Raw genomic sequence first — 23,614 nt, 5'->3', positions numbered from 1 at the left:
TTTGTGCTTTTTATCGCATCAACCTGACTTTATGAGTGAAATTGTTATCATGTAACAGTCAAATTTATATACGAGATAATAATGAAAATTAAGCACTTGTTTGCAGCGATGGCTGCTGTGCTTGGGCCGCTAGCAAGCCCTTTAGCGAGCGCCTACAGCACTGAAGATACCCGTTTATTACGATTCCCTGATATCCATAAAGAGCATGTTACTTTTGTGTACTCTGGCGATATCTATGTTGCGAATACAAATACAGGCAAAAGCACGCGTTTAACGGATCATGTTGGTTTCGAAACCTTCCCTAAGTTTTCACCTGACGGTGAAAAAATTGCCTTTGCCGCTGAATATAACGGTAGCCGCCAAATCTATGTGATTAATCGTGATGGCTCAGGTCTAAAGCAACTGACTTATTATAATGATGTCGGCCCTATGCCGCCTCGTGGTGGTTTTGATTACCGCGTTTTAGACTGGACACCAGATGGCAAGCATATTGTTTTCCGTGCCAACCGTACACCTTGGGGAAAACGCATGGGCCGCCCTTATATGGTGCCGGTAGAAGGCGGTTTAGAGCAGCCACTTGCAATTCCTGAAGGTGGCGGCGGTATGCTGTCGGGTGATGGTAGTAAGTTTGTCTACACGCCAATTGATCGTGAGTTCCGTACTTGGAAGCGCTCACGCGGTGGTCGTGCACAAGATGTGTGGGTCTATGATTTAGACAAGAATACGTCTAAGCAATTAACGACACACCGTGCAACTGATCAGCAGCCAACTTGGGTGAATGACAGCATTTACTTCGTCTCTGATAGAGATTACACACTGAACCTTTACAAATATCGTGAAGGCAAAAAGCCAGTCAAGATGACGGACCATAAAGAGTTTGATGTATTGTGGCCATCAGCAGGTCCTGACTCAATCGTTTATGAAAACGGTGGTTATTTATATCGCTTCAATGAAGCAAATAAAATGACCGAAAAACTGACTATCAATGTCGATGGTGTGCGTAAGTCGGCACTGCCTTACACTAAAAATGTGAGCAAGTTCATTGATTCAATGGATATCTCACACGATGGCAAACGTGCGGTATTTACAGCTCGTGGTGAGATTTTCTCAGTACCGGTGAAAAATGGCCCAACACGTAATTTGTCACATACACCAGCTGGCCGTGAAATCGCAGCAACTTGGTCGCCAAGTGCGCGTTATGTTGCTTACTTAAGTGATGCAACGGGCGAGTATGAGATCTATATAAAAGATCGCGCCAATAACAATGCCGTGAAGCAGTTAACTAACAATGGCACAATTTGGCGTTTTGACCCTATCTGGTCACCAGACAATACCAAGCTATTATTTGCAGATAAAGACCATATTATTTGGTGGTTGGATGTTGAAAGCGGTGAGCTACACAAGATTGACCGTGGTCTGCACGATGAGCGCAGCATTACACAATATACCTGGTCACCAAACAGCAAAGATTTAGTCTTTGTTAAGAATAACGAAAATCGTTATTCATCACTATGGCACTATAACGTTGAGTCTAAGAAATTAAGCCGCTTAACAGATGATATGACGTCTGAGTCAAATCCAACATTCTCAGAAGATGGCCAGTACATTTACTTCACTTCTGAACGAGACTTTAATTTAGCATTTAGTTCGTATGAGTTTGATTATCTATTTAATAAAGCGACACGAATTTACTCGGTAGCGGTGAATGACAGCATTCAACCTATCAACACCTTACAAAGTGATGAAACACAAATAGTTGGTGACGATAAAGCGTCAGAAGAGAAGGCAGAACTGGACACCAGCATTCAAGTTGATGGCTTTATGGAACGCGTCGTGTCATTACCTGCACCTGCGGGCAATTACTCATCACTGACCGGCGTTAAAGGCGGTGTGTTGACGCTGAGCGGCGGCGCTCTGAAGCTGGTTGAAAACAAGGTCGATGGCAAAGTAAAGACTGTCGCAAAAGGTGTCAGCGAGTATAAAGTCTCTGCAAACGGCGAGCATGTGATTGCACGTGCAGGCAGCAAGTACAGTGTGATCAAACCAAAAGCGAAGCAAGATCTGAAAGCGAATCAACTTGATCTTAGCAACATGAACCTGAAAATTGACCCACGTGTTGAGTGGTCACAAATGTACACCGAAGGTTGGCGTACGTTGCGTGATTGGTTCTATGACGCAAATCACCACGGTCAAGACTGGGATGCAATCTTGAAGCGATATCAACCTATGGCCGACGCAGCTGCGCACCGCACAGATATTGATTATGTGTTGAGTGAAATTGCTGGTGAAATCAATGCGGGCCACATTTATGTGCAATCAGGTGATGAGCCAAAAGGCGAGCGTAAAAAGCATGGCTTGCTAGGTGCTGAAGTGGCAAGCCACCCTTCAGGTTTTGTCACGCTTAAGCATATCTTTAAAGGCGAAAACTGGCATGAAGACTTCCGCTCTCCACTGGGTGGGACAGGTGTGCGTGCAAGTGAAGGTGATTTCATCTTGGCGGTTAATGGTCGCAATGTGAATGAAGTCAGTAACTTTTATGAGTTACTTGAAAATACACAAGGCGAGCAAGTTGAGCTTATCCTGAGCAAATCAACAAGCTTTGACGATAGCTGGAAAGTAACCGTTAAGCCAGTGAAGAGCGAAATCGGTCTACGTTACTTACAGTGGGTTGAAACGCGTAAAGCTTATGTCGATGAGTTATCTGGCGGACGTATTGGCTATGTTCATTTGCCAAACACGGCATACGAAGGTAACCGCTCGATGTTCAAGAACTTTATGCCGCAAACAACCAAAGATGCGTTGATCATTGATGACCGCTACAACGGCGGTGGTTTTATCCCTGAGCACGTGATCACTTGGTTAGCACGCAAGCCGCTTAACTATTGGAAGCGTCGTGGTGTAACACCAACAAAAACACCTCAGTTTGCTCATGATGGACCAAAAGCCATGCTGATCAATGGCTACTCAAGTTCAGGTGGCGATGCTATTCCTTACTACTTCCGTCAAGCGGGCTTAGGTAAGTTGATCGGAACTCGTACTTGGGGTGGCTTAATTGGTATCTCTGGTAATCCATACTTAGTTGATGGTGGTCAGGTAATTGCGGCGACATTCCGTATTCTTGATAATGACGGCAACTGGATCATCGAAAATGAAGGGGTTGTCCCAGATATCGAAGTGATTGATCGACCAGAGCTTATTCAAGCAGGTCAAGATCCGTCAGTTGAGCGTGCGGTGAAAGAGCTACTAAAAGAGCTTGATGAGAACCCTAAAAAGAAACTTGTTGTGCCACCGGCACCGACTAAGTTTATTGACTAAATAGATGCAATGTTAAAAAGGAGCTGAAAGGCTCCTTTTTTATTTTTTTGTAACATGACGAAAAGCTTACTCACAAGTATTCTGTTCCATTGTGTGGTAATTTTAAGATTGATACTTAATAAAGCTCTAGGAAAAATCCGATAAGGAATATTTATGAAGGTTGTATTGATCACGGGTGGCAGCCGAGGTATTGGTGCGGCAACAGCAAAGAAGCTTGCGCAGCAAGGGTATGCTGTTGCCATTAATTATAAATCAAATCACCAAGCTGCCGAGCAGGTACAAAATGATATCTTATCTGTTGGTGGTAAAGCTGCGCTTTTTCAGGCGGATGTGAGTGATGAGCAACAAGTGGTCGAGCTGTTTCAAACTGTGCACACGCACTTTGGTCCAGTCACTCATTTGGTCAATAATGCCGGTGTCTTGACCCAGCAAATGCGGGTCGAAGAAATGACCGCTGAGCGCATTAATTGGATGCTAACGCAAAATGTTACGCCATATTTTATTTGCGCGCGTGAGGCGATTAAGCATATGCGCCAGAGTGATACACGCCAACAATGTGCCATTGTAAATGTGTCATCGGCAGCATCTTATTTGGGCGGTGCGAATGAGTATGTGGACTATGCAGCGTCAAAAGGCGCCATCGATAGCTTTACAAAAGGTTTATCTTTGGAACTGGCAGCAGAAGGAATACGCGTCAATGGTGTACGTCCCGGTTGTATTTATACTGATATCCATGCGGACGGTGGCGAACCAAATCGCGTTGATAGAGTCGCTGATATATTACCACTTAAGCGCGGTGGTACATCAGAGGAAGTCGCTAACGCAATCATCTGGCTGTTGAGCAACGAAGCATCTTATGCGACAGGGACATTTATTGATTTAGCTGGTGGCAAATAGCCGCCGCTCGCTTGCCGCTGATTTATGTTTTTTGCGAGTAATAACTTCCCGGCTGGTAGTCGGTAATAAAAGAAATGATATCTTTATTGTCTTTTTTAAATGCTAAGTTTTCTTTTACCAAATCTTCTTTATTAATTGTGCTGCCCATCTGTCCGGGTTTTAGTCCAAGTTGTTTGCCTAGTTGTTCCATCTCTTTTTGCATTTTTGGCAAAATGTCATTTTTTAACTGCGAAGCTGCTTGGGCGTATCTTGCTCTTTGCTCTGGCGTGTCAGATGTTTTAGCCAGCTGTTGGAACTCCTGTATGCTTCTTTTTGTGCCTTGTACGTCACCGACTCGTCCATTGTAGCCAAAATAAATATCCATCAAACCCATACTGATCATTTGCATCACTTTTTCCTTGTTAGCCTTAAAGCTTATTTTTTTAAGTTTAAATTTTTCTTTTTATATAACAGGTTTTTGTTTACGTTTTTCTAGAGTAATAGTTGCCGGGTTGGTAGTCGGTAACAAAAGTAATCATGTCTCTATTGTCTTTTTTAAATGCTAAGTTTTCTGTTTTTAAGTCTTCTTTATTAATTGTATTACCCATTTGCCCGGGCTTTAATCCGAGCTGCTTGCCTAATTGCTCCATTTCCTTTTGCATCTTAGGTAAAATTTCAGTTTGTACCTGAATGGCTGCTTGCGCATAGCGCTCTCTTTGCTCTAGCGTATCGGCTGTTTTTGCAAGCTGTTTAAACTCTTGAATATCGCTTTTTGCACCTTGTACGTCGCCAACTCTGCCGTTGTAGCCAAAATAGATATCCATTAAACCGCTAGTTATTAGCTGCATTAAGTAGTCCTTTTTAAGATATAAAAATACTTGATATAAATTGCAGCAATAAATTTGCCAGTTTTATTATGGTTTTTTTAAATTAACTAGTTTTTTAAATTGGTTGGTTGTTTTTTTTGTTATTAATTTTTGACTTTATTAAATATGATTTTTTTAATTAAATTAAATTAATGCTTTTCTGTTTTTGTTTTGTTTTTTGGGATTGTCACACCTTAAGTTGTTGTATTTTATATTTCATATCATTTTTTAATGATTTTTATTTAATTAACTCTGTTTTTTTAAGTCGCAATAAGAATAAAAATATTTATAAACTGTGTGTTAACTATTGGCAATAAAGTGTGTTTTATATACATTTTGATGTGAGAAAAGTGTTTCTCGGGTGTGAATGGTGCTTTAAAAAAGGAAATTATAAAATGAAAAAGAGATATTTAATGGCAATTGCAGCCAGTGTTCTATCGTTCAACAGCTTTGCAAGCTCAGTCTCTTGTTATGTAGATACAATGGCTTATGACCAGCCTCGTCAAGGCACGTGTTGGGGCGGAGAGCACTACCCTGGCTTTTCACCTGCGGTAGTATTTAAAGTGAACGCGTCAAAGCCAGTATCAAGAGTTGACTGGGTATTCAGAGGTCAATATAACGGTGTAAGAGGTGGCACATGTACATCAACCAGCTGTATCCTTGATGTACGCTCTGGTGAGGGCGAAGTCACAGGGTGTGTAGATAGAATTTATTATAAAGACTACACATGGAAAGATGTGAATTGGTGTGCAGACGCAATATATTACTACAGTGATGGTGGTTTTCACTATTAACTTTCAAGGCCCTAGCGCATAGTCGCTAGGGCCTATCTATAAAAAGTAAAAATAAAATAAAAATAAAAGGATATTTTCAACATGAAAAAAAGGTACTTAGCAGCGTTTGCTGCCAGTGTTTTGTCATTCAATAGCTTTGCAGGTTCCGTATCGTGTTTTGTAGATACAATGGCTATAGATAGGTTCTCACAAGGGACTTGTTATGGCGGGGAGCACTCGCCTTGGTTTGAGCCAAAGTTGGCGTTTAGAGTCAATGCACCAAAACCTGTCGCCAAAGTTCAATGGGTGTTTAGTGGTAATTATAACCGCAGCAAAACAGGCACATGCACCAATCGAGACTGTACTGTATTTGTCGGTTTTGGTGAAAGTGATGTGAGAGCGTGTGTAGACAGAATTTATTACCAAGACTATACATGGAGCGATGTGAATTGGTGCGCGACTGCTTATGCTTATTACACAGATGGCGACGTTATTCTGGAATAAGCTCGTTTTGCTAAGAGTCCCCGAGAGCACAACTGGGGGACTCAAAAAAACACTGTTTAATTGTTTTATTTTTTCGCAATCGCGATCAGAGCATTATCAGAACTTCCATCCCAACAGCGCGTATCTCCGCCATCTATATTTTCTAATACCAGCGCATATTCAGTGCCAAACTTTTCACCTTCTTCAATGGCTTTTAATACTGGCCCTAGTAAATAGGTATGGGTATCATAAATCCAGACAGGCTCCATTTGGTTACCTGTACGAGTGCTTTTATATTGGACTTCAAAGTTGCCGTATTTAGACACAACCTTTGTCACAATGCCTGAGCAGATAAAGACTTTTGCTTGTGCCGCAAAAGTACTGCCGAGGATGCACAGACTGACTAAAGCGCTTAAAGTACGAGTTTTCATTTATTCTTCCTTAAGTTTAATAGAAGCCAAAATTGGCGATAAAAAGATTAAACCTTTGCGATGAATAATTTGTGTATTGTGTATTTCATTTGCATTTAATTTACATTTAAGCAGGCGTGCCATGTGCAAGGTATTTATAGTAGTAACTGGTACTATGCAACTGGTCTTGGTTATCAGATACATAAAAGGGGATCTGGCCAACCTTAGTGTAACCAAGGGCTTGATAAAATAACTCTGCCTCATCCCCACTTTGGGTATCTAAAACCAATAATGTTCGCTTATTTTCCAATGCGCTTTGCTCAATGTGGCGCATTAATATGGTGGCGTAACCTCTGCGCTGTGTATTTGGGTGAACCAATAGCTTTTCGACTTCAGCTCGATGTTGGCCATTTTCTTTCATACACAACGAGAGCTGTACCGTCGCAACTAAGGCGTCTCCTCGGCAGAGTATATAAAGCTGACGCTCTTTAGCAGCGATGGCTTTTGCTACTGAGTGCCAATATTGCTGCAGTATGTCGGGATTGGCAGGCTTATAAAAGCCTAGAGAGGCGCCACCTTCAATACAGGTAAAGAGTAGCTCGCATAGCTGAGTATGGGTATTTAACCCTATGGTATCGAGTTGTTTGATTTTTAGCATTTTAGCATTTTAGCATCCCTTTTTGAGCTGTTCGATATCAGCCTCAAGGCAGGCAAGTTGCTGTAACAACTTTTCTCTTTGTTTGTGGAGCTTATTAAGTTGCTGCGTATGGGAAGTATTGTGTGCACGCACTGCACGATACAATGCTTGCTTTGATATTTGGTAAGACTCGGCTATGTCGCTAATGCTTAATCCATGCTGACTCACCATATAAACGGCTTGCACCAGCCTTGGTGTGTTATTTAACAAGTTGGGTTCCATCATTGACTCTATTGTTATATTGAACTGGAGAATAAGAAAGAAGGGTGCCAATTAATTAAATTAATTAATTTCAACAGGTTAGGTTTGGAGCGCACGTATCAAATGCGCTAAGATAGGGCCGTATTTATGAAGTTGCACCATTTTAAGGCACATATGAATAATGGGGCGAAGTCAAAGGCATTAAAAAAATGCCTTTTCCATTTTTGATGATAAGTAACTTTTACTATTGGTAACCAACACCAGTAGCAACAAGATACCGACTAAGATCCAAACGGGTGTATGACCATGTCTACTAAAAAAACTATGGCCGGATATCAGTTTTAAATCTGTACTGAGAATGCCACTGGTGAATTGCGTAATGGTTACCTGCTGGTTTGAGATAGGGTCATATACACCACTGATGCCGTTATTTGTGACTCTCACCATCGGTCTTTGCAGCTCCAATGCACGCATTCTAGCGATTTGCATATGCTGGTGTGGGCCATGTGAGTCGCCAAACCACGCATCATTACTCACGGTAAATAAAATGTCAGATGAGGCCGTATAGTTTCCTCTGACCAGCTCGCTGAAAGCGATTTCGTAGCAAATTGCTGGCAATACATGAATGCCATTAGCAAGTAGGTTATTTTGCACCGCATCCCCGCGAGAAAATGATGACATGGGTAAATCAAATAGGGGCGCGAGGGGTCTGAGCAGGTCTTCAAAGGGCACAAACTCACCGATAGGTAACAACTGGTGCTTCTGATAGCGGTTTCTGTGCAAGTACTGATATTGCCCTTCAGTGTCATCTTGATGCTTTTTACCAAGTACTATCAGGGTATTGTATACATTACGTGTGTCGAATTGATAATCAGGGATCCCCGTGATCAAGGCGGTATTATTAAAAGCGGCGGCTTTGTCTAAATTGACGAGGTAATCGAACGCATAATCTTCAATCTCAGGGATTGCTGCTTCTGGCCAAACAACCAAATCGACATCAGCCCAGTTTGGTCTGGTCATGTCTTGATATTTGGACATGGTAGGCCAAAACTGTTCGGGCTCCCAACGCAGGCTTTGCTCTATATTCCCTTGCACAAGTAAGGTTTTTAATTGCTTACCACTGTAATTGGTATCTGTGTTTTGCATCGACAACAAATAAGCGATACAAACAGACACCATAGTGACGATGGCTGCTTTATATTGCTTGAAATTGATCAGCCAGTAGAGCGCATAGGCGATGATGATACACAATACGGTTAAGCCAAATTCACCTACCCAAGGTGCCAGTGTATTAAGCGGTGAGTCAGTAAGGGTATAACCAAAACTGAGCCATGGAAAGCCGGTTAAGAGTGTGCCTCTTAAATATTCAGTGATAGCAAATCCACTTATTAAGAGGGCAAAGCGCTGCCAAGGGTGTTTACTGTAGCGGGTCGCAAACGCAAATGCCAAAGCTGGATAAAGCGCTAAGTAGGCACATAACATGGCCATGGCCATGAGCGACAGCACAATGGGTAGTCCGCCGAACTGTGCAATAGAGACATGCACCCAGCTAATACCCAGGGCAAACCAACCAAAGCCAAATAAAAAGCCGTATTTAGCAGCTTGCTTGGGGGTGGGCTGATCTGTGACATAAAAGGCAATGGCAAGGCAGACAAATGTCAGTGGCCAAAAGCCAAAGGGGGCGTATGCAAAAGTCAGCGCACAGCCTGCAATCAGTGCAAGCCATGCGTTTTTATCTTTTGCAAAAGAAGTGAGTTTATTCTGTGGTATCTTCAACATGCTCTGTTTTTGGAACAGTGACCTGAAGCTGTAATATACGGCGATTATCTGAGTTAGTTATTTTAAATTGCAGCGGTCCAACATCAATGGTTTCCCCTTTGCTTGGCATATGACCAAATGCATGTAGGATGATACCGCCAATGGTGTCAGCTTCTTGTGTATCAAAGTCTGTCTTAAAGAACTCATTAAACTCTTCAAGCGGTGTTAATGCTTGTACATTAAACACATGCTTTGACAGCTGGCGAATATCTTGTTGCTCGTCTTCATCATCATGTTCATCCTCAATTTCACCTACAATGGTTTCAAGGATATCTTCAATTGTGACAAGACCCGATACGCCGCCATATTCATCAATAACAATCGCCATATGGTAGCGTTTTTGTCTAAACTCGTTGAGTAAAGTGTCTACACGTTTACTTTCTGGTACTACAATAGCCGGACGCAAATACTCTTTAATTGCGGGTAGTGCACCATTTTGTTGCACTATTAGGGGCAAAAGATCTTTTGCAAGCAAAATACCTTCTACGTGGTCTTTGTCTTCGCAAACGACAGGAAAGCGAGAGTGACTAGACTCCACCATAGCAGGGAGTTGAGATTCCAAGTCTTGCTCAACATCTAGCGTTATCATCTGAGAGCGAGGGATCATGATATCGCGAACTTTAAGTTCAGAGACGCTCAGTACGCCTTCCATCATGTCTTTTGTCTCAGGGTCGATAAGTGCTCGTTCTTGAGCGTCAGCAATGACTTCTACCAACTCTTCTTTATTTTGGGGTTCCCCTTGCAGCATCTGTGTGATGCGTCCAAGCCAGTTTCTGCTAGAAGAACCCTGGCTACTTTGCGAGTTATCGTCGCTCATTGTAGTTCTTTACTCCACTTAGTTAATATCATCACGATATGGGTCTGCAATGCCCAGATCGGCTAAAAATTCTTTTTCTAGACTTTCCATTTCCATGGCGTCTTGTTCATTTATATGGTCAAAGCCCAACAAATGCAAGCACCCATGTATGACCATATGTGCAAAATGATCGTGGAAAGTTTTTTCTTGTTCCTGAGCCTCACGAAAAACCACCTGAGGACAGATAATTAAGTCACCGACTAAAGGCAATTCAATGCCAGGCGGTGCTTCAAATGGGAAAGACAACACATTAGTTGGCTTATCTTTTCCACGATATTGGCTATTAAGCTCTTGGCTCTCCGCCTCATCAGCGATGCGAATTGTCACTTCGGCGTATTCTCTATACGGCAAAAGTGCTTTTTCGGCCCAACTTTGAAATTGCTGTTCATTGGGTAAATTGTCAAACTCACAGGCGAGCTGCAAATCTACATCGACACTCATGACTCTGGACCTTGTTGTTCAGCAGCTTGCTGTTTCGCTTTTTGCTTAGCGACTTTTTCTTGACGCTCTTGCTCTTCTTTAGCTTCATAAGCTTCCACAATTCGTGCCACAACTGGGTGACGAACGACATCGTGGGATTTAAAGAAGTTAAATGAAATCTCATCGACATTGCTGAGTACTTCAATGGCATGACGAAGGCCAGAACGCGCGCCTCTAGGTAAGTCTACCTGTGTAATATCACCGGTGATCACGGCTTTTGAATTAAAACCAATACGCGTTAGGAACATTTTCATCTGTTCTGTGGTGGTGTTTTGGCTTTCATCCAAAATGATAAAGGCATCGTTCAAAGTTCTACCACGCATGTATGCTAGCGGTGCTACTTCTATGACATTTTTTTCAATTAAGCGTTCAACTTTTTCAAAGCCAAGCATCTCAAATAGCGCGTCATACAAAGGACGTAAGTATGGATCGATTTTTTGTGTTAAATCACCTGGTAAAAATCCCAGCTTTTCGCCGGCTTCAACCGCTGGACGCGTTAGTAGAATACGTCTGATCTCTTGCCTCTCTAGCGCATCAACCGCAGCAGCAACGGCAAGGTAAGTTTTACCTGTGCCTGCAGGACCAATACCAAAACTGATGTCATGCGTTAAGATATTTGCCACATATTGGCTTTGATTTGGGTTACGCGGTTTGACAACACCACGGCGAGTTTTAATAAAAACTTCTTTTTCCCATACATTCGGTGCGTCTTGTTCTAGGCAATTTGCTTCGGTGATGGCGAGGTGGACATTGTCTGGCTCTATGTCTTTGGCTTTGCCTTTCACTGGCTGAGTATCAACATACAGAGACTTTATAATATCAACAGCTGCTTTTGCTGTAACTTGATTACCCGTGACTTTAAACCAGTTATCTCTGTGTGCGACTTCGACACCTAGACGGCGTTCTATTTGCTTTAGATTATCGTCAAAAGGACCACAAAGAGAAGAGAGACGGTTGTTGTCGGCAGGTTCTAGATAAAACTCAATATTTTTTACTTGATTGCTCAAAATGACTTCCTAAGATTGATTGCGCCAGCAAAGTGCTGGCGCAAAACAAGTGTTTTATGGTGTAAAAGTTGCAACACCAATCTCATTGGCTTCTGGTTCTGACGGTACGCGACTAAGGATATCTGATGGTGCAACATCACGTCGCAAGTCCATTTCAGCCTCAGTTCGGATCAATTCACCACGCAATGAGTTTGGTAGCGCCTCTGTAATACGCACGTCAACGAACTGACCGATCACTGAGTGTGGACCTTCAAAGTTCACTACACGGTTATTCTCGGTACGTCCACGCAGTTCCATAGGGTTCTTTTTCGAAGGACCTTCAACAAGGATACGCTGTTCAGTATTAAACATTTTACGGCTGATATCTTGTGCCATTTGGTTGATACGATTTTGTAATAGGTACAGACGCTCTTTCTTTTCTTGTTCTGGTACATCATCTGGTAAGTCTGCCGCTGGAGTACCTGGGCGCGCTGAGTAGATGAAGCTGAAGCTCATATCAAAGCCAATCGCGTTGATAAGGTTCATCGTTTCTTCAAAGTCTGCCTTGCTTTCGCCAGGGAAACCAATGATGAAGTCTGAGCTCATGCTTAGGTTTGGACGGATCTTGCGTAGCTTACGGATAGTAGACTTGTATTCAAGTGCAGTATGGCCGCGCTTCATTAAGTTAAGTACACGGTCAGAACCACTTTGTACTGGCAAGTGCAGGTGATCAACAAGCTCAGGTACGTCTGCGTAAGCTTCGATGATGTCAGGTGTAAACTCAACAGGGTGTGACGTGGTATAACGAATACGGTCAATACCATCAATCGCAGCCACATAACGCAGTAGATCAGAGAAGTAGCACACTTCACCATCGTGCATTTCACCGCGATAAGCGTTTACGTTTTGACCCAGTAAGTTCACTTCACGCACGCCTTGCTCTGCAAGCTGCGCCACTTCTAAAATAACATCGTCTAGCGGACGGCTTACTTCCTCACCACGCGTATAAGGTACAACGCAGAAAGTACAATATTTAGAACAGCCTTCCATGATGGATACGAACGCCGTAGGGCCTTCTGCTTTTGGCTCTGGGAGACGGTCAAACTTTTCAATCTCAGGGAAAGAGATATCGACCACTGAGCCTTCTTTGCTTTGCACTTGCTTGATCATTTCAGGTAGACGGTGCAGTGTTTGCGGACCGAATACGATGTCAACAAATGGTGCACGTTGACGGATAGTGTCACCTTCTTGTGAGGCTACACAGCCACCTACGCCGATAACCAAATCAGGGTTATCTTCTTTTAATAATTTCCAGCGACCCAATTGATGGAATACTTTCTCTTGTGCCTTCTCTCGAATTGAACACGTGTTGAGTAGGATCACATCCGCCTGTTCAGCTTCTTCTGTCAGCTGATAGCCGTTAGTGGCATCAAGCAGATCCGCCATTTTCTGGGAGTCATATTCGTTCATTTGACAGCCCCAGGTTTTGATATGCAATTTTTTACCCATTGAAATAAAGCCTCGTTTTCAATTCGATGATCAGCACAACGCCTTGCCAGTTATTAAAAATACCCCAAGAACTGGCAAACACTTACTAAAATAGCTTAAAAAGAGGCGTATTTTATCTGACCTATAGTCACTAGCCAAGTATAGATTTCATCTTTCAAAATGGGGATCAAGGGCGGTTGTAATTATTCGACTACAATCATGCAAAGAGATCTTTTTTTCACTAATTAAGATACAATGTAATTACACCAGCTAATTTAGGCAAATTTATGAAAAATAACGTGTTGATCGTCGGTGGCGGCATGGTTGGCGCAGCGGCTGCGGTGGAGCTTGCTCGTCAAGGATGTCAGGTCACTGTGATAGAAAATAATCCCATAGATCCGAAAGCCATACTTGAAGGTGAGCAGGTTGACATTCGAGTCTCTGCCATCAACCGTTTTTCAGAAGCGTTATTAGATAAACTCGGTGCAATGCCATTAATAAGAGCAAGTCGCAATGCGCCTTATCACCAGTTAGAGGCGTATGAAGGTGGTAGTGAGCATTTAGTGTTTGATAGAGCCGATGTATCCACTTCTCATTTAGGCCACTTAGTCGAGAATAGCATTATTCAAGCGTCGCTTTGGTCACAGTTTGAAGACAATGATATTCAGGTGGAAACTGTCACTGAGGCCCCCATCGCGATTGAGCAGCACTTAAGCAGTATAGATCTGGTTTACCCTCAGCAGCGTTTTAGCGCGGACCTCGTTATTGCAGCCGACGGTGGTCGCTCTGCGCTGCGCAGTCTTGCTGGCATTGGCGTAACAGGGTGGCAATATCAGCAGCACTGTATGGGTATTCTCATTAAGCTTGACGGACCGCAACAGGTGAAAACGTGGCAAGAGTTTAAACCCACCGGTCCAATCGCCTTTTTGCCTATGCAAGCACCTTATGCCAACTTAATTTGGTATCACCATGGCTCTGAACTCAAACGCTTAAAAGGGTTATCTAATGAAGTGTTAAAACAAGAAATACTAGCGCACTTTTTTGACTTACCTGGAGATTTTACCGTTGAGCAAAGCGCCGTATTTCCGCTTGCGCGTCAACATGCCAATCAATATAGCAAAGGACGTTTGGTGTTAGTGGGTGACGCGGCCCATACGATTAATCCACTTGCGGGGCAGGGCGTTAATCTTGGTTTTAAAGATGTGGCTGCACTTGGCGGGTGCTTGCAAGGCTTTGATGATGTTGGTGAACTTGCTCGTCTTCATCAATATGAAAAAATGCGCCGCAAAGATAATTTGTTAATGATGAGCATGATGGATGCCTGCTATTTTGGCTTTTCAAATGAGATTAAGCCGCTCAAATCACTGCGAAGCCTTGCGTTAAAAGTGGCAAATAAAGCGGGCCCCATTAAACGAGAAGTGCTTAAGCATGCGATGGGTGGTAGTTTTTAATTAAATTATTAGGAGAAGAAATTTGATAAGCTATCCAAGGTTGTTTCACTCTTCTCCTACTTTCCTGCGTTATAAACTGCCAATTAATCGAGTTCTATTTATCACCTGGATGAGTGCTTGTTTATCAAACTGACCGTCAACTTGAAGCAACCAATCACTATTTTCAGATAACAAGAAAGCGGTGTTTTGACCGGATGAACTCAGGGCTGAAAATATATAACTCTCTTTACGTTTTTGAACATATAGTTCGGACCCATCAACTGTACCAAAAATAGCGCTGATCTCCTGAGCACGTTTATTCTGTTGTTGAACAGTGCCATCAAATAATTGCTCTAGAAAGGCGCGTGGGGTTAAGCTATATTTCTTTGGCAAATCAGCAAGTGCAATAGAAGCTGGCAACCAATTAAAAAATAGCTCTGAGCGTTTATCATTTATTATGAGAGAATAAGTAGCGTCGCTAAAAGCATGAAATGAGAGTTTACTAGTTTGCTCTGGGGAAGCACAGTACGTGAAGTGCTTTAGTGAGACTTCAATATTTGGAGATGCACAGTAGTTTATTGTGACTGTTTTAGCACTGACTAATACAGGTAACAATGTCAAAATGAGCAAGGCGAATTTTTTCACTGTTATATTCCTAAATCAGCGACTTGTAAGTGTCTACGTTAGCCCCAGATCACCGATTTCGCACAAGAAAGGGGTTGCTTTTGCTCTAATTGTGCTAATACGCTTTGTGTAAAGTTTTTCGCTATCCATGAAATAGAAGCTTTTCCACCTGTTGGTTCCGGTACCCAATTGAGAGCTTCTGTGCACCCTTTTGTTTTTTGTACCATTTCACCGAAGAACTCTGCTACTTTTGGATTTGCTTCGCCTTTAAAGGTCAAATCCAATCCTGCGCCTTTGTAAAATGAGTTAATTGCTGCTTTGACTTTATCTTGTTCGGCCATGAAAATAATCCTTTATTCTTAATTAAGAATGAAAGAACATAACATGTCTATTTTTGGTTATAAATTGAGATTTAATAAAGATGTGATATTTAGATGACTTAAACATGGTGCGGAAGGAGAGACTTGAACTCTCACATCCGAAGATACTGGAACCTAAATCCAGCGCGTCTACCAATTCCGCCACTTCCGCAATGTTTAATAATTATCTTTGAAGATAATTGGCTGGAGTACCAGGATTTGAACCTGGGAATGGCGGGATCAAAACCCGCTGCCTTACCGCTTGGCGATACTCCAACAAAGGTAGTCGATTATTTTAGTTCTTATCGAGAACATGGTGCGGAAGGAGAGACTTGAACTCTCACATCCGAAGATACTGGAACCTAAATCCAGCGCGTCTACCAATTCCGCCACTTCCGCATAGTGTTATCTCGTAAAGAGATGGCTGGAGTACCAGGATTTGAACCTGGGAATGGCGGGATCAAAACCCGCTGCCTTACCGCTTGGCGATACTCCAACAAAGGTAGTCGATTATTTTAGTTCTTATCGAGAACATGGTGCGGAAGGAGAGACTTGAACTCTCACATCCGAAGATACTGGAACCTAAATCCAGCGCGTCTACCAATTCCGCCACTTCCGCATAGTGTTATCTCATAAAGAGATGGCTGGAGTACCAGGATTTGAACCTGGGAATGGCGGGATCAAAACCCGCTGCCTTACCGCTTGGCGATACTCCAACAAAGGTAGTCGATTATTTTAGTTCTTATCGAGAACATGGTGCGGAAGGAGAGACTTGAACTCTCACATCCGAAGATACTGGAACCTAAATCCAGCGCGTCTACCAATTCCGCCACTTCCGCATGTATTTTCTTTTAAAGAAAATGGTGGCTATGCCCTGATTTGAACAGGGGACCCCATCATTATGAGTGATGTGCTCTAACCAGCTGAGCTACATAGCCATTGGCTGGAGTACCAGGATTTGAACCTGGGAATGGCGGGATCAAAACCCGCTGCCTTACCGCTTGGCGATACTCCAACAAAGGTAGTCAAAGTTGTTTTAGTTCAAACTTCAAGAACATGGTGCGGAAGGAGAGACTTGAACTCTCACATCCGAAGATACTGGAACCTAAATCCAGCGCGTCTACCAATTCCGCCACTCCCGCACATTAGGGTAGTTAGTTTTAAAGTTGCTAATCAACTTGAAAAAGCATGGTGGCTATGCCCTGATTTGAACAGGGGACCCCATCATTATGAGTGATGTGCTCTAACCAGCTGAGCTACATAGCCATCTCTTTTTCGTTCATCACCATCGCTGGTGCGGGGCGTATTATGCTATATGCCCCCATGCCGTCAACACCTTTTTTCGAAAAAATTTCGTATCACAGATTGTTTGCAGATAAATTAAGCGAAACGGCCTGTTTTTATACCAAAACAAACAGGAAAGTACAATTATCGACAACAACCAAGGTTAAAAAAATATAGGCATGCTTTGTACCTTTTAAGGTAAAAAGCGCAATAGGGGCGTTTTTGAATAGATAAAAGCGTCGAGCGGACACAAAAAAAGCCCTGAATGAGGGCTTTTTTAGTCATTGTATAAGAGAGGTCATTAAACGTTGAACAAGAAGTTCATCACGTCGCCATCTTTTACGATGTAATCTTTACCTTCTTGACGCATTTTACCTGCATCTTTTGCACCGCTTTCACCTTGGTATTCAATGTAGTCATCAAAACCAATTGTCTGTGCACGAATAAAGCCACGCTCAAAGTCAGTGTGAATTTTACCAGCAGCTTGTGGTGCCGTTGCGCCAACAGGAATGGTCCAAGCGCGCACTTCTTTTACACCCGCAGTAAAGTAGGTTTGTAATTTAAGAAGTTCGTAACCGCCGCGGATCACTAAGTTAAGACCTGGCTCTTCAAGGCCAAGATCAGCCATGAACTCAAGCTTGTCTTCTTCTTCAAGTTCAGACAGCTCTGATTCAATCGCAGCACATACTGGGATCACAACCGCGTCTTCAGCAGCTGCAATTTCACGGACTTTGTCTAAGAATGGGTTGTTTTCGAAACCATCTTCTGTGACGTTGGCAATATACATTGTCGGTTTGATCGTTAAGAAGTTAAGCGGCTTGATAGCAGCAAGTTCTTCTTTAGTTAGCTCTAAAGAACGCAGTGTTAGGCCTTCATCAAGGTGTGCTTTAACTTTTTCTAATACGTCGTTTTGGAATTTAGCTTCTTTATCGCCGCCTTTTGCTTTTTTAGCATTACGTTGTGCTGCGCGATCTGCTGCTTCCATATCTGATAAAACAAGCTCAGTATTGATAACGTCAATATCATCAGCAGGGTTAACTTGACCCGAAACGTGTACGATATTTTCATCTTCAAAACAGCGAACAACATGGCCAATGGCATCTGTTTCGCGAATGTTTGCTAAGAACTGGTTACCAAGACCTTCACCTTTTGAAGCGCCTTTTACCAGACCGGCAATATCAACAAATTCCATCGTTGTTGCGATGGTCTTTTGTGGATTAACAATCGCAGCCAGTTGGTCTAGACGAGGATCCGGAACGGCAACAACGCCTGTGTTTGGTTCGATTGTACAAAACGGAAAGTTTGCGGCTTCGATCCCCGCTTTAGTTAATGCATTAAATAGGGTTGATTTACCAACGTTTGGTAAACCCACAATGCCACATTTAAAACCCATAATTTTGAACCTTCAGTTAATCAAATTGTTGCCGTATAAAAATACTTTACGGCTTAAATGAATGTAGTCTGTTTTGTGCTTTTAACACACCGTCTTTCGCTAAAATTTCCATGCAACGAACCGCTTCATCAACGACCGCATCAATTTTTTCTTGGTCAGCTTTTGGGGCTTTACCCAATACCCAGCCCGTGACTTTGTCTCGGTGGCCCGGGTGACCAATGCCTATTCGCAAGCGCATAAATTCTTTATTATTGCCAAGCTTAGAAATAATGTCTTTCAAGCCATTATGTCCACCATGACCACCGCCTTTTTTTATTTTGGCGATGCCAGGGTCCATATCCATTTCGTCATGTGCAACGAGAATGTTTTCAGCTGGAATTTTAAAAAAGTTTGCAAGGCTTGATACCGCTTTGCCACTTAAATTCATATAAGTGGTGGGAATAAGCAATTTGAATTCTTGATTATTGATAAGTACTTTGCCTGTAAGGCCATGATACTTAGAGTCGGGTTTGAGAATGCAATTGTAGCGCTTTGCCAGTTCTTCTATGAACCACGCACCGGCATTGTGACGAGTGTTTGCATATTCGGGGCCTGGATTAGCCAGGCCCACAAGCGTTTGAATATTATTCAAGGTGTTAACACCTTAAAAATTACTCAGCAGCTTCTTCAGCTTCTTCAGAAGCAGCGCCTTTAGGAGCGTTTAAAGTAACAACAGCTTGGTCGTGGTCCGCACCTTTAGCTAGTTCTACTGAAACAACACCTGCAGGAAGTACAACGTCAGAAAGGTGTACAGTTGCACCTACTTCTAGCGCAGCAACATCAACTTCTACGAACTCAGGAAGTTGAGCTGGTAGACATGTGATTTCGATTTCTGTTACGTGGTGAGCAACAGTGTTACCGCCTTTAGTAGCAGCTTCTTCGTTGATGAAGTGTACTGGTACTTTAGTGTGGATCTTCTGAGAAGCATCAACACGTTGGAAGTCTAAGTGAGTGATCTTAGGCTTGTACGGGTGACGCTGGATGTCTTTAACGATAGCTTCAACAGACTCACCGCCAATGTTTAGCGTAAGGATGTGAGTGTAGAAACCTTCGTCTTCTTGCATGTGGATCACTTTGTTGTGATCTAGAGTAAGAGAAACAACTTCTTTGCCCGCACCGTAAAGGATTGCAGGAACTTTCTCAGCGCGACGTAGGCGGCGGCTCGCACCAGTACCTAATTCTACGCGTACTTCAGCGTCTAAAACGTATTGTGACATAACTGTCTCCAAAATATATAAAGTTAATAATGTCAGAAAACTCGCGACCAAATTTTCTGGCGTATACCTATCAAGCTGACAAATTTTGTCTGCCCAGTAGGTAAAAAAGGCGCGCTAATATAGCACTATCATGGCTAGATTAAAACCATTAGAGCAATAAAAAAGCACCAAACGGTGCTTTTTTATTTAATCTTGCAATGAATTAGTGTTCAAACATTGCCGAGATTGATTCTTCGTTGCTGATACGGCGAATAGTTTCTGCCATCATATCAGCTAAGGTTAACACTTTAACCTTATCAATTGCGCGAAGCTCGTCAGACAATGGAATAGAGTCTGTTACGATCACTTCGTCGATAACTGAGTTACGTAAGTTCTCAGCAGCATTACCAGATAAAACTGGGTGCGTTGCATAAGCGAATACACGCTTAGCACCATGCTCTTTCAGTGCAGCAGCAGCTTTACATAAAGTGCCACCTGTATCAATCATATCGTCAACGATAATACAGTCACGGCCTTCTACGTCACCGATAATGTGCATTACTTGTGATACGTTCGCTTGAGGGCGACGCTTGTCGATAATCGCAAGGTCTTTGTCGTCAAGTAGCTTTGCAATAGCACGCGCACGTACTACGCCACCAATGTCTGGTGAGACAACAACGACATCGTCGAAATCACGCTCTTTCATGTCTTCGATAAGTACAGGGCTACCAAATACATTATCTACTGGCACATCGAAGAAGCCTTGGATTTGTTCTGCATGTAGATCCACAGTTAATACGCGGTCAACACCTACACTTGATAGGAAGTCGGCTACTACTTTTGCAGTAATAGGCACACGTGCTGAACGAACGCGGCGGTCTTGACGTGCATAACCAAAATATGGGATTACTGCTGTGATACGACCAGCAGAAGCACGACGTAGTGCGTCAACCATAACGATAAGCTCCATCAGGTTATCGTTTGTTGGTGCACAAGTTGATTGAATAATAAAGACGTCTGAACCACGTACATTTTCATTGATTTGAACGCTGATCTCACCGTCACTAAAACGGCCTACAACGGCATCACCTAACTCAATAAATAAACGTTTTGCAACTTTTTGAGCTAGCTCGGGTGTTGCGTTACCAGCGAAGAGCTTCATGTCGGGCACGGTAGGGTTCCTCAGGCACTGAATTTTTGGACTAACATGCAAAGACTAAAATAGCACAGTCGATACAGGCTAACTTAAACTAATTTACTTCTCTTTGTTTAGCCACGTAGCTAATTGTTTGTGAGTGATTGACTCACTTGCACTTTTAGCTACAAAGCCTTGCCAAGATGACGGCATTTGCTGGAGTACACGCAGTGCTGTTTGCTCGTCATCAAAAACTGCAAAACAACAACTTCCAGTTCCTGTCATTCTTGACGGCGCATATTTTAGCAACCACGTCAGGGTCTTTTCAACCTCAGGGTAAAGCTTTTTAACTAACTCTTCGCAGTCATTGCGTGTATCTGCCATTTGCCAAGGCGTTTTTAGTTTGGCTGTACTGCGTGGTAAGTCCGGATCGGTGAACACTTTTACGGTACTGACATGGACGCCTGGCGCGACCACCAAATACCATTTTTCAGGATAATCAAACTGGGTTAAAACTTCCCCAACACCTTGGGCTAGCGCGGTTTTACCATGAATAAATACAGGGACATCTGCACCGAGTTGCAATCCTATTTTTGCCAGTGCTTGCAGTGTAAGGTTACATTCCCATAGCGTGTTTAAAGCAAGTAGGGTCGTCGCTGCATCAGAAGAACCACCGCCCACTCCTCCGCCCATAGGTAAGTGTTTCGTTAAATGTACGTTTACACCTTTTTTTACTGTTCGATGGGGTAAAAGTGCTTTGGCAGCTTTATAAATGAGGTTATCTTCATGATTGATCCCCGCGATATCCCCCTCTATTTGGATGTCATCTTCTTCAATTAGCTCAAAACTAAGTTCGTCACCAAAGTCGAGCATAGTGAATAGACTTTCCAATTCATGGTAGCCATCTGCTCTGCGGTTATTGATATGTAAAAAAAGATTGAGCTTAGCGGGCGCTGTTAAAGTGAGTTTGGTCATTATGAGTCGAACTGCCATGCATTAATTTGAATTTTGATTGTAATATCTTGATGTACCAGTGTCAGCCTTGCAGGCAGTGTTAGCCCGTTGAAATTACGATATCGTTGATATTGGATTGTCCAAACTTTTCCTTGTTCGTCTTGCCAGCTTGCTTGTTGAATATTACCTGCGGCATCTAGCTCAAAACCCGCTTCAAAGCGTGTTGCGGTAAACCAGTTAGGTGCTTGTGTGATAGGTAATTGCCAACCACTGACGCGATGAATAAGTGCAGCGCTTTCTGGTCCGGTATAAGACTTGCCATCTACGACCAGTTCACTATATTGATCAAGTTCCATCATTTTTAAAACTTGAGTACCGATAAAGCTGGTTAAGGTGAGTGTTTGCTTATTATCAGTATATTGCCAATTAAAGTTCACTGACTGTCTGTCGTCGGGGGCTATGAAGGCAATTTTGCCACGCGCTTGCCATTTATTGAACTCGGCAAGGGTATTTAGTGTTGCTTGTCCCTGAACTGGGTGCCGTGGTGATTGCGCACAGCCACCTAGAAATAAAAAAAACATGAGCAAAATCAAATGAAATTGTTTCAAATGAGGTTCCTTACTTTCCATATTCGATTGATTTTTGGTAAAATTGGCCGCTTTAAAGCAGGGCTTGGGCAACACTGGCATTTATGACCATCATCGCACTTGGTATTAATCACAAAACCGCTTCCGTCGAATTACGTGAAAAAGTCGCTTTTTCACCCGAGCAATTGTCTCGTGCTTTGGAGCAGCTCAATCAGTTAACAGAGTTTCATGAATCTGTGATTGTGTCTACCTGTAACCGTACCGAAATCTATTGTAGCCTCGACAATGCTAATTCCCAAGCGCTTCTCAGTTGGTTGGCAAATTTCCATGATATCTCCCAACAAGAGCTCGCGGACAATGTGTATATTCATCAAAATCAAGATGCTGTAAACCACTTAATGCGCGTCGCATGCGGTTTGGATTCATTGGTGCTAGGTGAACCGCAAATTCTTGGCCAGATAAAGCAAGCTTATAATAGCTCTAAGCATCATCATGTGATCCAGCCCATGTTTGAGCGCTTATTTCAAAAAACCTTTTCGGTTGCAAAGCAAGTGCGAACGGAAACAGAGATTGGTGCCAGTGCGGTATCTGTTGCTTATGCTGCGGTGAATTTAGCAAAGCATATCTATGGCAAGCTGGATAAAACAAAGGTGCTGTTGATCGGAGCGGGTGAAACCATAGAGTTAGTTGCTAAGCATTTGTCTCAACATCACCCACAGCACATTACCGTTGCAAACCGAACGATTGAACGTGCTAAAAATCTTGCCGAGGAAATTGGCGGGGATGTCATCTCTCTTGCTCAGCTACCAGATGAATTACAGCATGCGGATATCGTGATAAGCTCTACAGCAAGTACTTTACCGATAATTGGTAAAGGAGTAGTGGAACAAGCGTTAAAGCAAAGAAAGTATCGTCCTATGTTGTTTGTTGATATTGCAGTACCAAGGGACATTGAAAGCCAAGTTAATGAACTGGATGCTGCCTATTTATATACGGTTGATGACTTACAAGCCATTGTTAATGAAAACATCGCAAGTCGCGAGCAGGCGGCAACACAAGCACAGGCGATCATTGATGATAAAACCAGAGAGTTTGCAGATTGGCAGCGCTCTTTAAAATCGGTTGATGTTATTCGCCAGTACAGAACATCAGCACAAGAAATAAAATTAGAGCTCGTGGAAAAGGCTGTAAATCAGCTACAATCGGGTAAAGATTCAGAAAAAGTCTTGCTTGAATTAGCAAATAAGCTAACCAATCGGCTCACTCACGCCCCAACGCATGCTATTCAAAAAGCTGCAAAAGAAGGGGATACAGAGCGATTAATGGTGCTTAAGCAGGCATTAGGTATTGAACAGGAATAAAAT

Annotated in this window: 24 protein-coding genes and 11 tRNA genes; 6 read left to right on the top strand and 29 right to left on the bottom strand. The window is 42.8% G+C overall.

Features of this window, described 5'->3' with window-relative positions:
* Nucleotides 1-81 precede the first annotated feature (81 nt).
* Nucleotides 82-3,315, top strand: coding sequence for a S41 family peptidase (locus AC2CZC_RS03405; protein WP_484583819.1), 3,234 nt, complete (start codon nt 82-84; stop codon nt 3,313-3,315).
* Between the two features lie 153 nt (nt 3,316-3,468).
* Nucleotides 3,469-4,212, top strand: coding sequence for an SDR family oxidoreductase (locus AC2CZC_RS03400; protein WP_484583818.1), 744 nt, complete (start codon nt 3,469-3,471; stop codon nt 4,210-4,212).
* Between the two features lie 22 nt (nt 4,213-4,234).
* Here the strand turns inward: AC2CZC_RS03400 and AC2CZC_RS03395 are convergent, their stop codons facing one another.
* Together AC2CZC_RS03395 and AC2CZC_RS03390 are read right to left on the bottom strand one after the other, a co-directional pair.
* A complete protein-coding gene (locus AC2CZC_RS03395) occupies nt 4,235-4,600 on the bottom strand; it encodes a hypothetical protein (protein ID WP_484583817.1) in 366 nt (121 codons plus the stop codon).
* A gap of 73 nt (nt 4,601-4,673) precedes the next feature.
* On the bottom strand, nt 4,674-5,039 hold the full coding sequence (locus AC2CZC_RS03390; RefSeq protein WP_484583816.1) for a hypothetical protein: 366 nt from the start codon (nt 5,037-5,039) through the stop codon (nt 4,674-4,676).
* Between the two features lie 413 nt (nt 5,040-5,452).
* Between AC2CZC_RS03390 and AC2CZC_RS03385 the strand changes: the two genes are divergently transcribed.
* Both AC2CZC_RS03385 and AC2CZC_RS03380 read left to right on the top strand, forming a co-directional pair.
* Entirely contained in the window at nt 5,453-5,851 is a 399-nt protein-coding gene (locus tag AC2CZC_RS03385) for a hypothetical protein (RefSeq protein WP_484583815.1), read from the top strand.
* 81 nt (nt 5,852-5,932) lie between these two features.
* Nucleotides 5,933-6,334 (top strand): hypothetical protein, encoded by a 402-nt coding sequence (locus AC2CZC_RS03380; protein WP_484583814.1) that lies wholly within the window; start codon nt 5,933-5,935, stop codon nt 6,332-6,334.
* A gap of 65 nt (nt 6,335-6,399) precedes the next feature.
* Here the strand turns inward: AC2CZC_RS03380 and AC2CZC_RS03375 are convergent, their stop codons facing one another.
* The 8 genes from AC2CZC_RS03375 to miaB all read right to left on the bottom strand — a co-directional run bounded on the left by AC2CZC_RS03375 (nt 6,400) and on the right by miaB (nt 13,270).
* The gene (locus AC2CZC_RS03375; protein ID WP_484583813.1) at nt 6,400-6,744 is read right to left on the bottom strand and encodes a hypothetical protein; all 345 of its coding nucleotides are present in this window, start codon (nt 6,742-6,744) and stop codon (nt 6,400-6,402) included.
* Between the two features lie 106 nt (nt 6,745-6,850).
* Complete coding sequence (locus AC2CZC_RS03370; protein ID WP_484583812.1) at nt 6,851-7,381, bottom strand: GNAT family N-acetyltransferase; 531 nt, start codon at nt 7,379-7,381, stop codon at nt 6,851-6,853.
* A 9-nt stretch (nt 7,382-7,390) separates the two neighbouring features.
* Complete coding sequence (locus AC2CZC_RS03365; protein ID WP_484583811.1) at nt 7,391-7,630, bottom strand: helix-turn-helix domain-containing protein; 240 nt, start codon at nt 7,628-7,630, stop codon at nt 7,391-7,393.
* A 192-nt stretch (nt 7,631-7,822) separates the two neighbouring features.
* Nucleotides 7,823-9,400 carry an apolipoprotein N-acyltransferase gene (gene lnt / locus AC2CZC_RS03360; RefSeq protein WP_484583810.1) on the bottom strand — a complete coding sequence of 526 codons (1,578 nt, stop codon included), beginning with the start codon at nt 9,398-9,400 and terminating at the stop codon, nt 7,823-7,825.
* Entirely contained in the window at nt 9,378-10,256 is an 879-nt protein-coding gene (gene corC / locus AC2CZC_RS03355; RefSeq protein ID WP_063363196.1) for a CNNM family magnesium/cobalt transport protein CorC, read from the bottom strand. Before corC ends, lnt begins: the two co-directional genes overlap by 23 nt.
* Nucleotides 10,257-10,274: 18 nt before the next feature.
* Entirely contained in the window at nt 10,275-10,736 is a 462-nt protein-coding gene (ybeY, locus tag AC2CZC_RS03350; RefSeq protein ID WP_063363197.1) for an rRNA maturation RNase YbeY, read from the bottom strand.
* On the bottom strand, nt 10,733-11,782 hold the full coding sequence (locus AC2CZC_RS03345) for a PhoH family protein (RefSeq protein WP_039608383.1): 1,050 nt from the start codon (nt 11,780-11,782) through the stop codon (nt 10,733-10,735). The genes ybeY and AC2CZC_RS03345 overlap by 4 nt, the downstream gene beginning before the upstream one ends.
* Before the next feature lie 54 nt (nt 11,783-11,836).
* Nucleotides 11,837-13,270: a tRNA (N6-isopentenyl adenosine(37)-C2)-methylthiotransferase MiaB gene (gene miaB, locus AC2CZC_RS03340; RefSeq protein ID WP_484583809.1), complete on the bottom strand. Its 1,434-nt coding sequence runs from the start codon at nt 13,268-13,270 to the stop codon at nt 11,837-11,839.
* A gap of 266 nt (nt 13,271-13,536) precedes the next feature.
* Here miaB and AC2CZC_RS03335 point away from each other — a divergent pair, with 266 nt between their 5' ends.
* On the top strand, nt 13,537-14,700 hold the full coding sequence (locus AC2CZC_RS03335) for an FAD-dependent oxidoreductase (RefSeq protein WP_237135946.1): 1,164 nt from the start codon (nt 13,537-13,539) through the stop codon (nt 14,698-14,700).
* A 69-nt stretch (nt 14,701-14,769) separates the two neighbouring features.
* Here the strand turns inward: AC2CZC_RS03335 and AC2CZC_RS03330 are convergent, their stop codons facing one another.
* The 19 genes from AC2CZC_RS03330 to lolB form a co-directional block, all read right to left on the bottom strand.
* Nucleotides 14,770-15,324 (bottom strand): hypothetical protein, encoded by a 555-nt coding sequence (locus AC2CZC_RS03330; protein WP_484583808.1) that lies wholly within the window; start codon nt 15,322-15,324, stop codon nt 14,770-14,772.
* A gap of 38 nt (nt 15,325-15,362) precedes the next feature.
* The gene (locus tag AC2CZC_RS03325) at nt 15,363-15,644 is read right to left on the bottom strand and encodes a hypothetical protein (protein ID WP_484583807.1); all 282 of its coding nucleotides are present in this window, start codon (nt 15,642-15,644) and stop codon (nt 15,363-15,365) included.
* Between the two features lie 105 nt (nt 15,645-15,749).
* Nucleotides 15,750-15,834, bottom strand: a tRNA-Leu gene (locus AC2CZC_RS03320).
* A 29-nt stretch (nt 15,835-15,863) separates the two neighbouring features.
* A tRNA-Gln gene (locus AC2CZC_RS03315) sits at nt 15,864-15,938 on the bottom strand.
* A 38-nt stretch (nt 15,939-15,976) separates the two neighbouring features.
* Nucleotides 15,977-16,061 (bottom strand) — tRNA-Leu (locus AC2CZC_RS03310).
* A gap of 22 nt (nt 16,062-16,083) precedes the next feature.
* Nucleotides 16,084-16,158: transfer RNA gene (locus AC2CZC_RS03305), tRNA-Gln, on the bottom strand.
* Nucleotides 16,159-16,196: 38 nt separating this feature from the next.
* Nucleotides 16,197-16,281: transfer RNA gene (locus AC2CZC_RS03300), tRNA-Leu, on the bottom strand.
* Nucleotides 16,282-16,303: 22 nt separating this feature from the next.
* Nucleotides 16,304-16,378 (bottom strand) — tRNA-Gln (locus tag AC2CZC_RS03295).
* A 38-nt stretch (nt 16,379-16,416) separates the two neighbouring features.
* Nucleotides 16,417-16,501, bottom strand: a tRNA-Leu gene (locus AC2CZC_RS03290).
* A gap of 22 nt (nt 16,502-16,523) precedes the next feature.
* Nucleotides 16,524-16,600 (bottom strand) — tRNA-Met (locus tag AC2CZC_RS03285).
* Between the two features lie 2 nt (nt 16,601-16,602).
* Nucleotides 16,603-16,677 (bottom strand) — tRNA-Gln (locus tag AC2CZC_RS03280).
* Between the two features lie 42 nt (nt 16,678-16,719).
* Nucleotides 16,720-16,804: transfer RNA gene (locus AC2CZC_RS03275), tRNA-Leu, on the bottom strand.
* A 47-nt stretch (nt 16,805-16,851) separates the two neighbouring features.
* Nucleotides 16,852-16,928 (bottom strand) — tRNA-Met (locus AC2CZC_RS03270).
* Between the two features lie 319 nt (nt 16,929-17,247).
* On the bottom strand, nt 17,248-18,339 hold the full coding sequence (gene ychF / locus AC2CZC_RS03265) for a redox-regulated ATPase YchF (protein ID WP_039608386.1): 1,092 nt from the start codon (nt 18,337-18,339) through the stop codon (nt 17,248-17,250).
* 46 nt (nt 18,340-18,385) lie between these two features.
* Nucleotides 18,386-18,970 (bottom strand): aminoacyl-tRNA hydrolase, encoded by a 585-nt coding sequence (gene pth / locus AC2CZC_RS03260; protein WP_484583806.1) that lies wholly within the window; start codon nt 18,968-18,970, stop codon nt 18,386-18,388.
* Nucleotides 18,971-18,989: 19 nt separating this feature from the next.
* Nucleotides 18,990-19,595, bottom strand: a complete 606-nt coding sequence (locus AC2CZC_RS03255) for a 50S ribosomal protein L25/general stress protein Ctc (RefSeq protein WP_237135943.1) — start codon at nt 19,593-19,595, stop codon at nt 18,990-18,992.
* Between the two features lie 202 nt (nt 19,596-19,797).
* Nucleotides 19,798-20,745, bottom strand: a complete 948-nt coding sequence (locus AC2CZC_RS03250) for a ribose-phosphate pyrophosphokinase (protein ID WP_023397324.1) — start codon at nt 20,743-20,745, stop codon at nt 19,798-19,800.
* 84 nt (nt 20,746-20,829) lie between these two features.
* Complete coding sequence (gene ispE / locus AC2CZC_RS03245) at nt 20,830-21,684, bottom strand: 4-(cytidine 5'-diphospho)-2-C-methyl-D-erythritol kinase (protein WP_484583805.1); 855 nt, start codon at nt 21,682-21,684, stop codon at nt 20,830-20,832.
* Nucleotides 21,684-22,271: a lipoprotein insertase outer membrane protein LolB gene (lolB, locus tag AC2CZC_RS03240; RefSeq protein WP_484583804.1), complete on the bottom strand. Its 588-nt coding sequence runs from the start codon at nt 22,269-22,271 to the stop codon at nt 21,684-21,686. Before lolB ends, ispE begins: the two co-directional genes overlap by 1 nt.
* A gap of 83 nt (nt 22,272-22,354) precedes the next feature.
* Here lolB and hemA point away from each other — a divergent pair, with 83 nt between their 5' ends.
* Entirely contained in the window at nt 22,355-23,611 is a 1,257-nt protein-coding gene (gene hemA, locus AC2CZC_RS03235) for a glutamyl-tRNA reductase (protein ID WP_484583803.1), read from the top strand.
* Nucleotides 23,612-23,614 lie beyond the last annotated feature (3 nt).

Source organism: Pseudoalteromonas sp. MMG033, from assembly GCF_057197785.1.
This window is presented reverse-complemented; position numbering and strand designations above follow the sequence as displayed.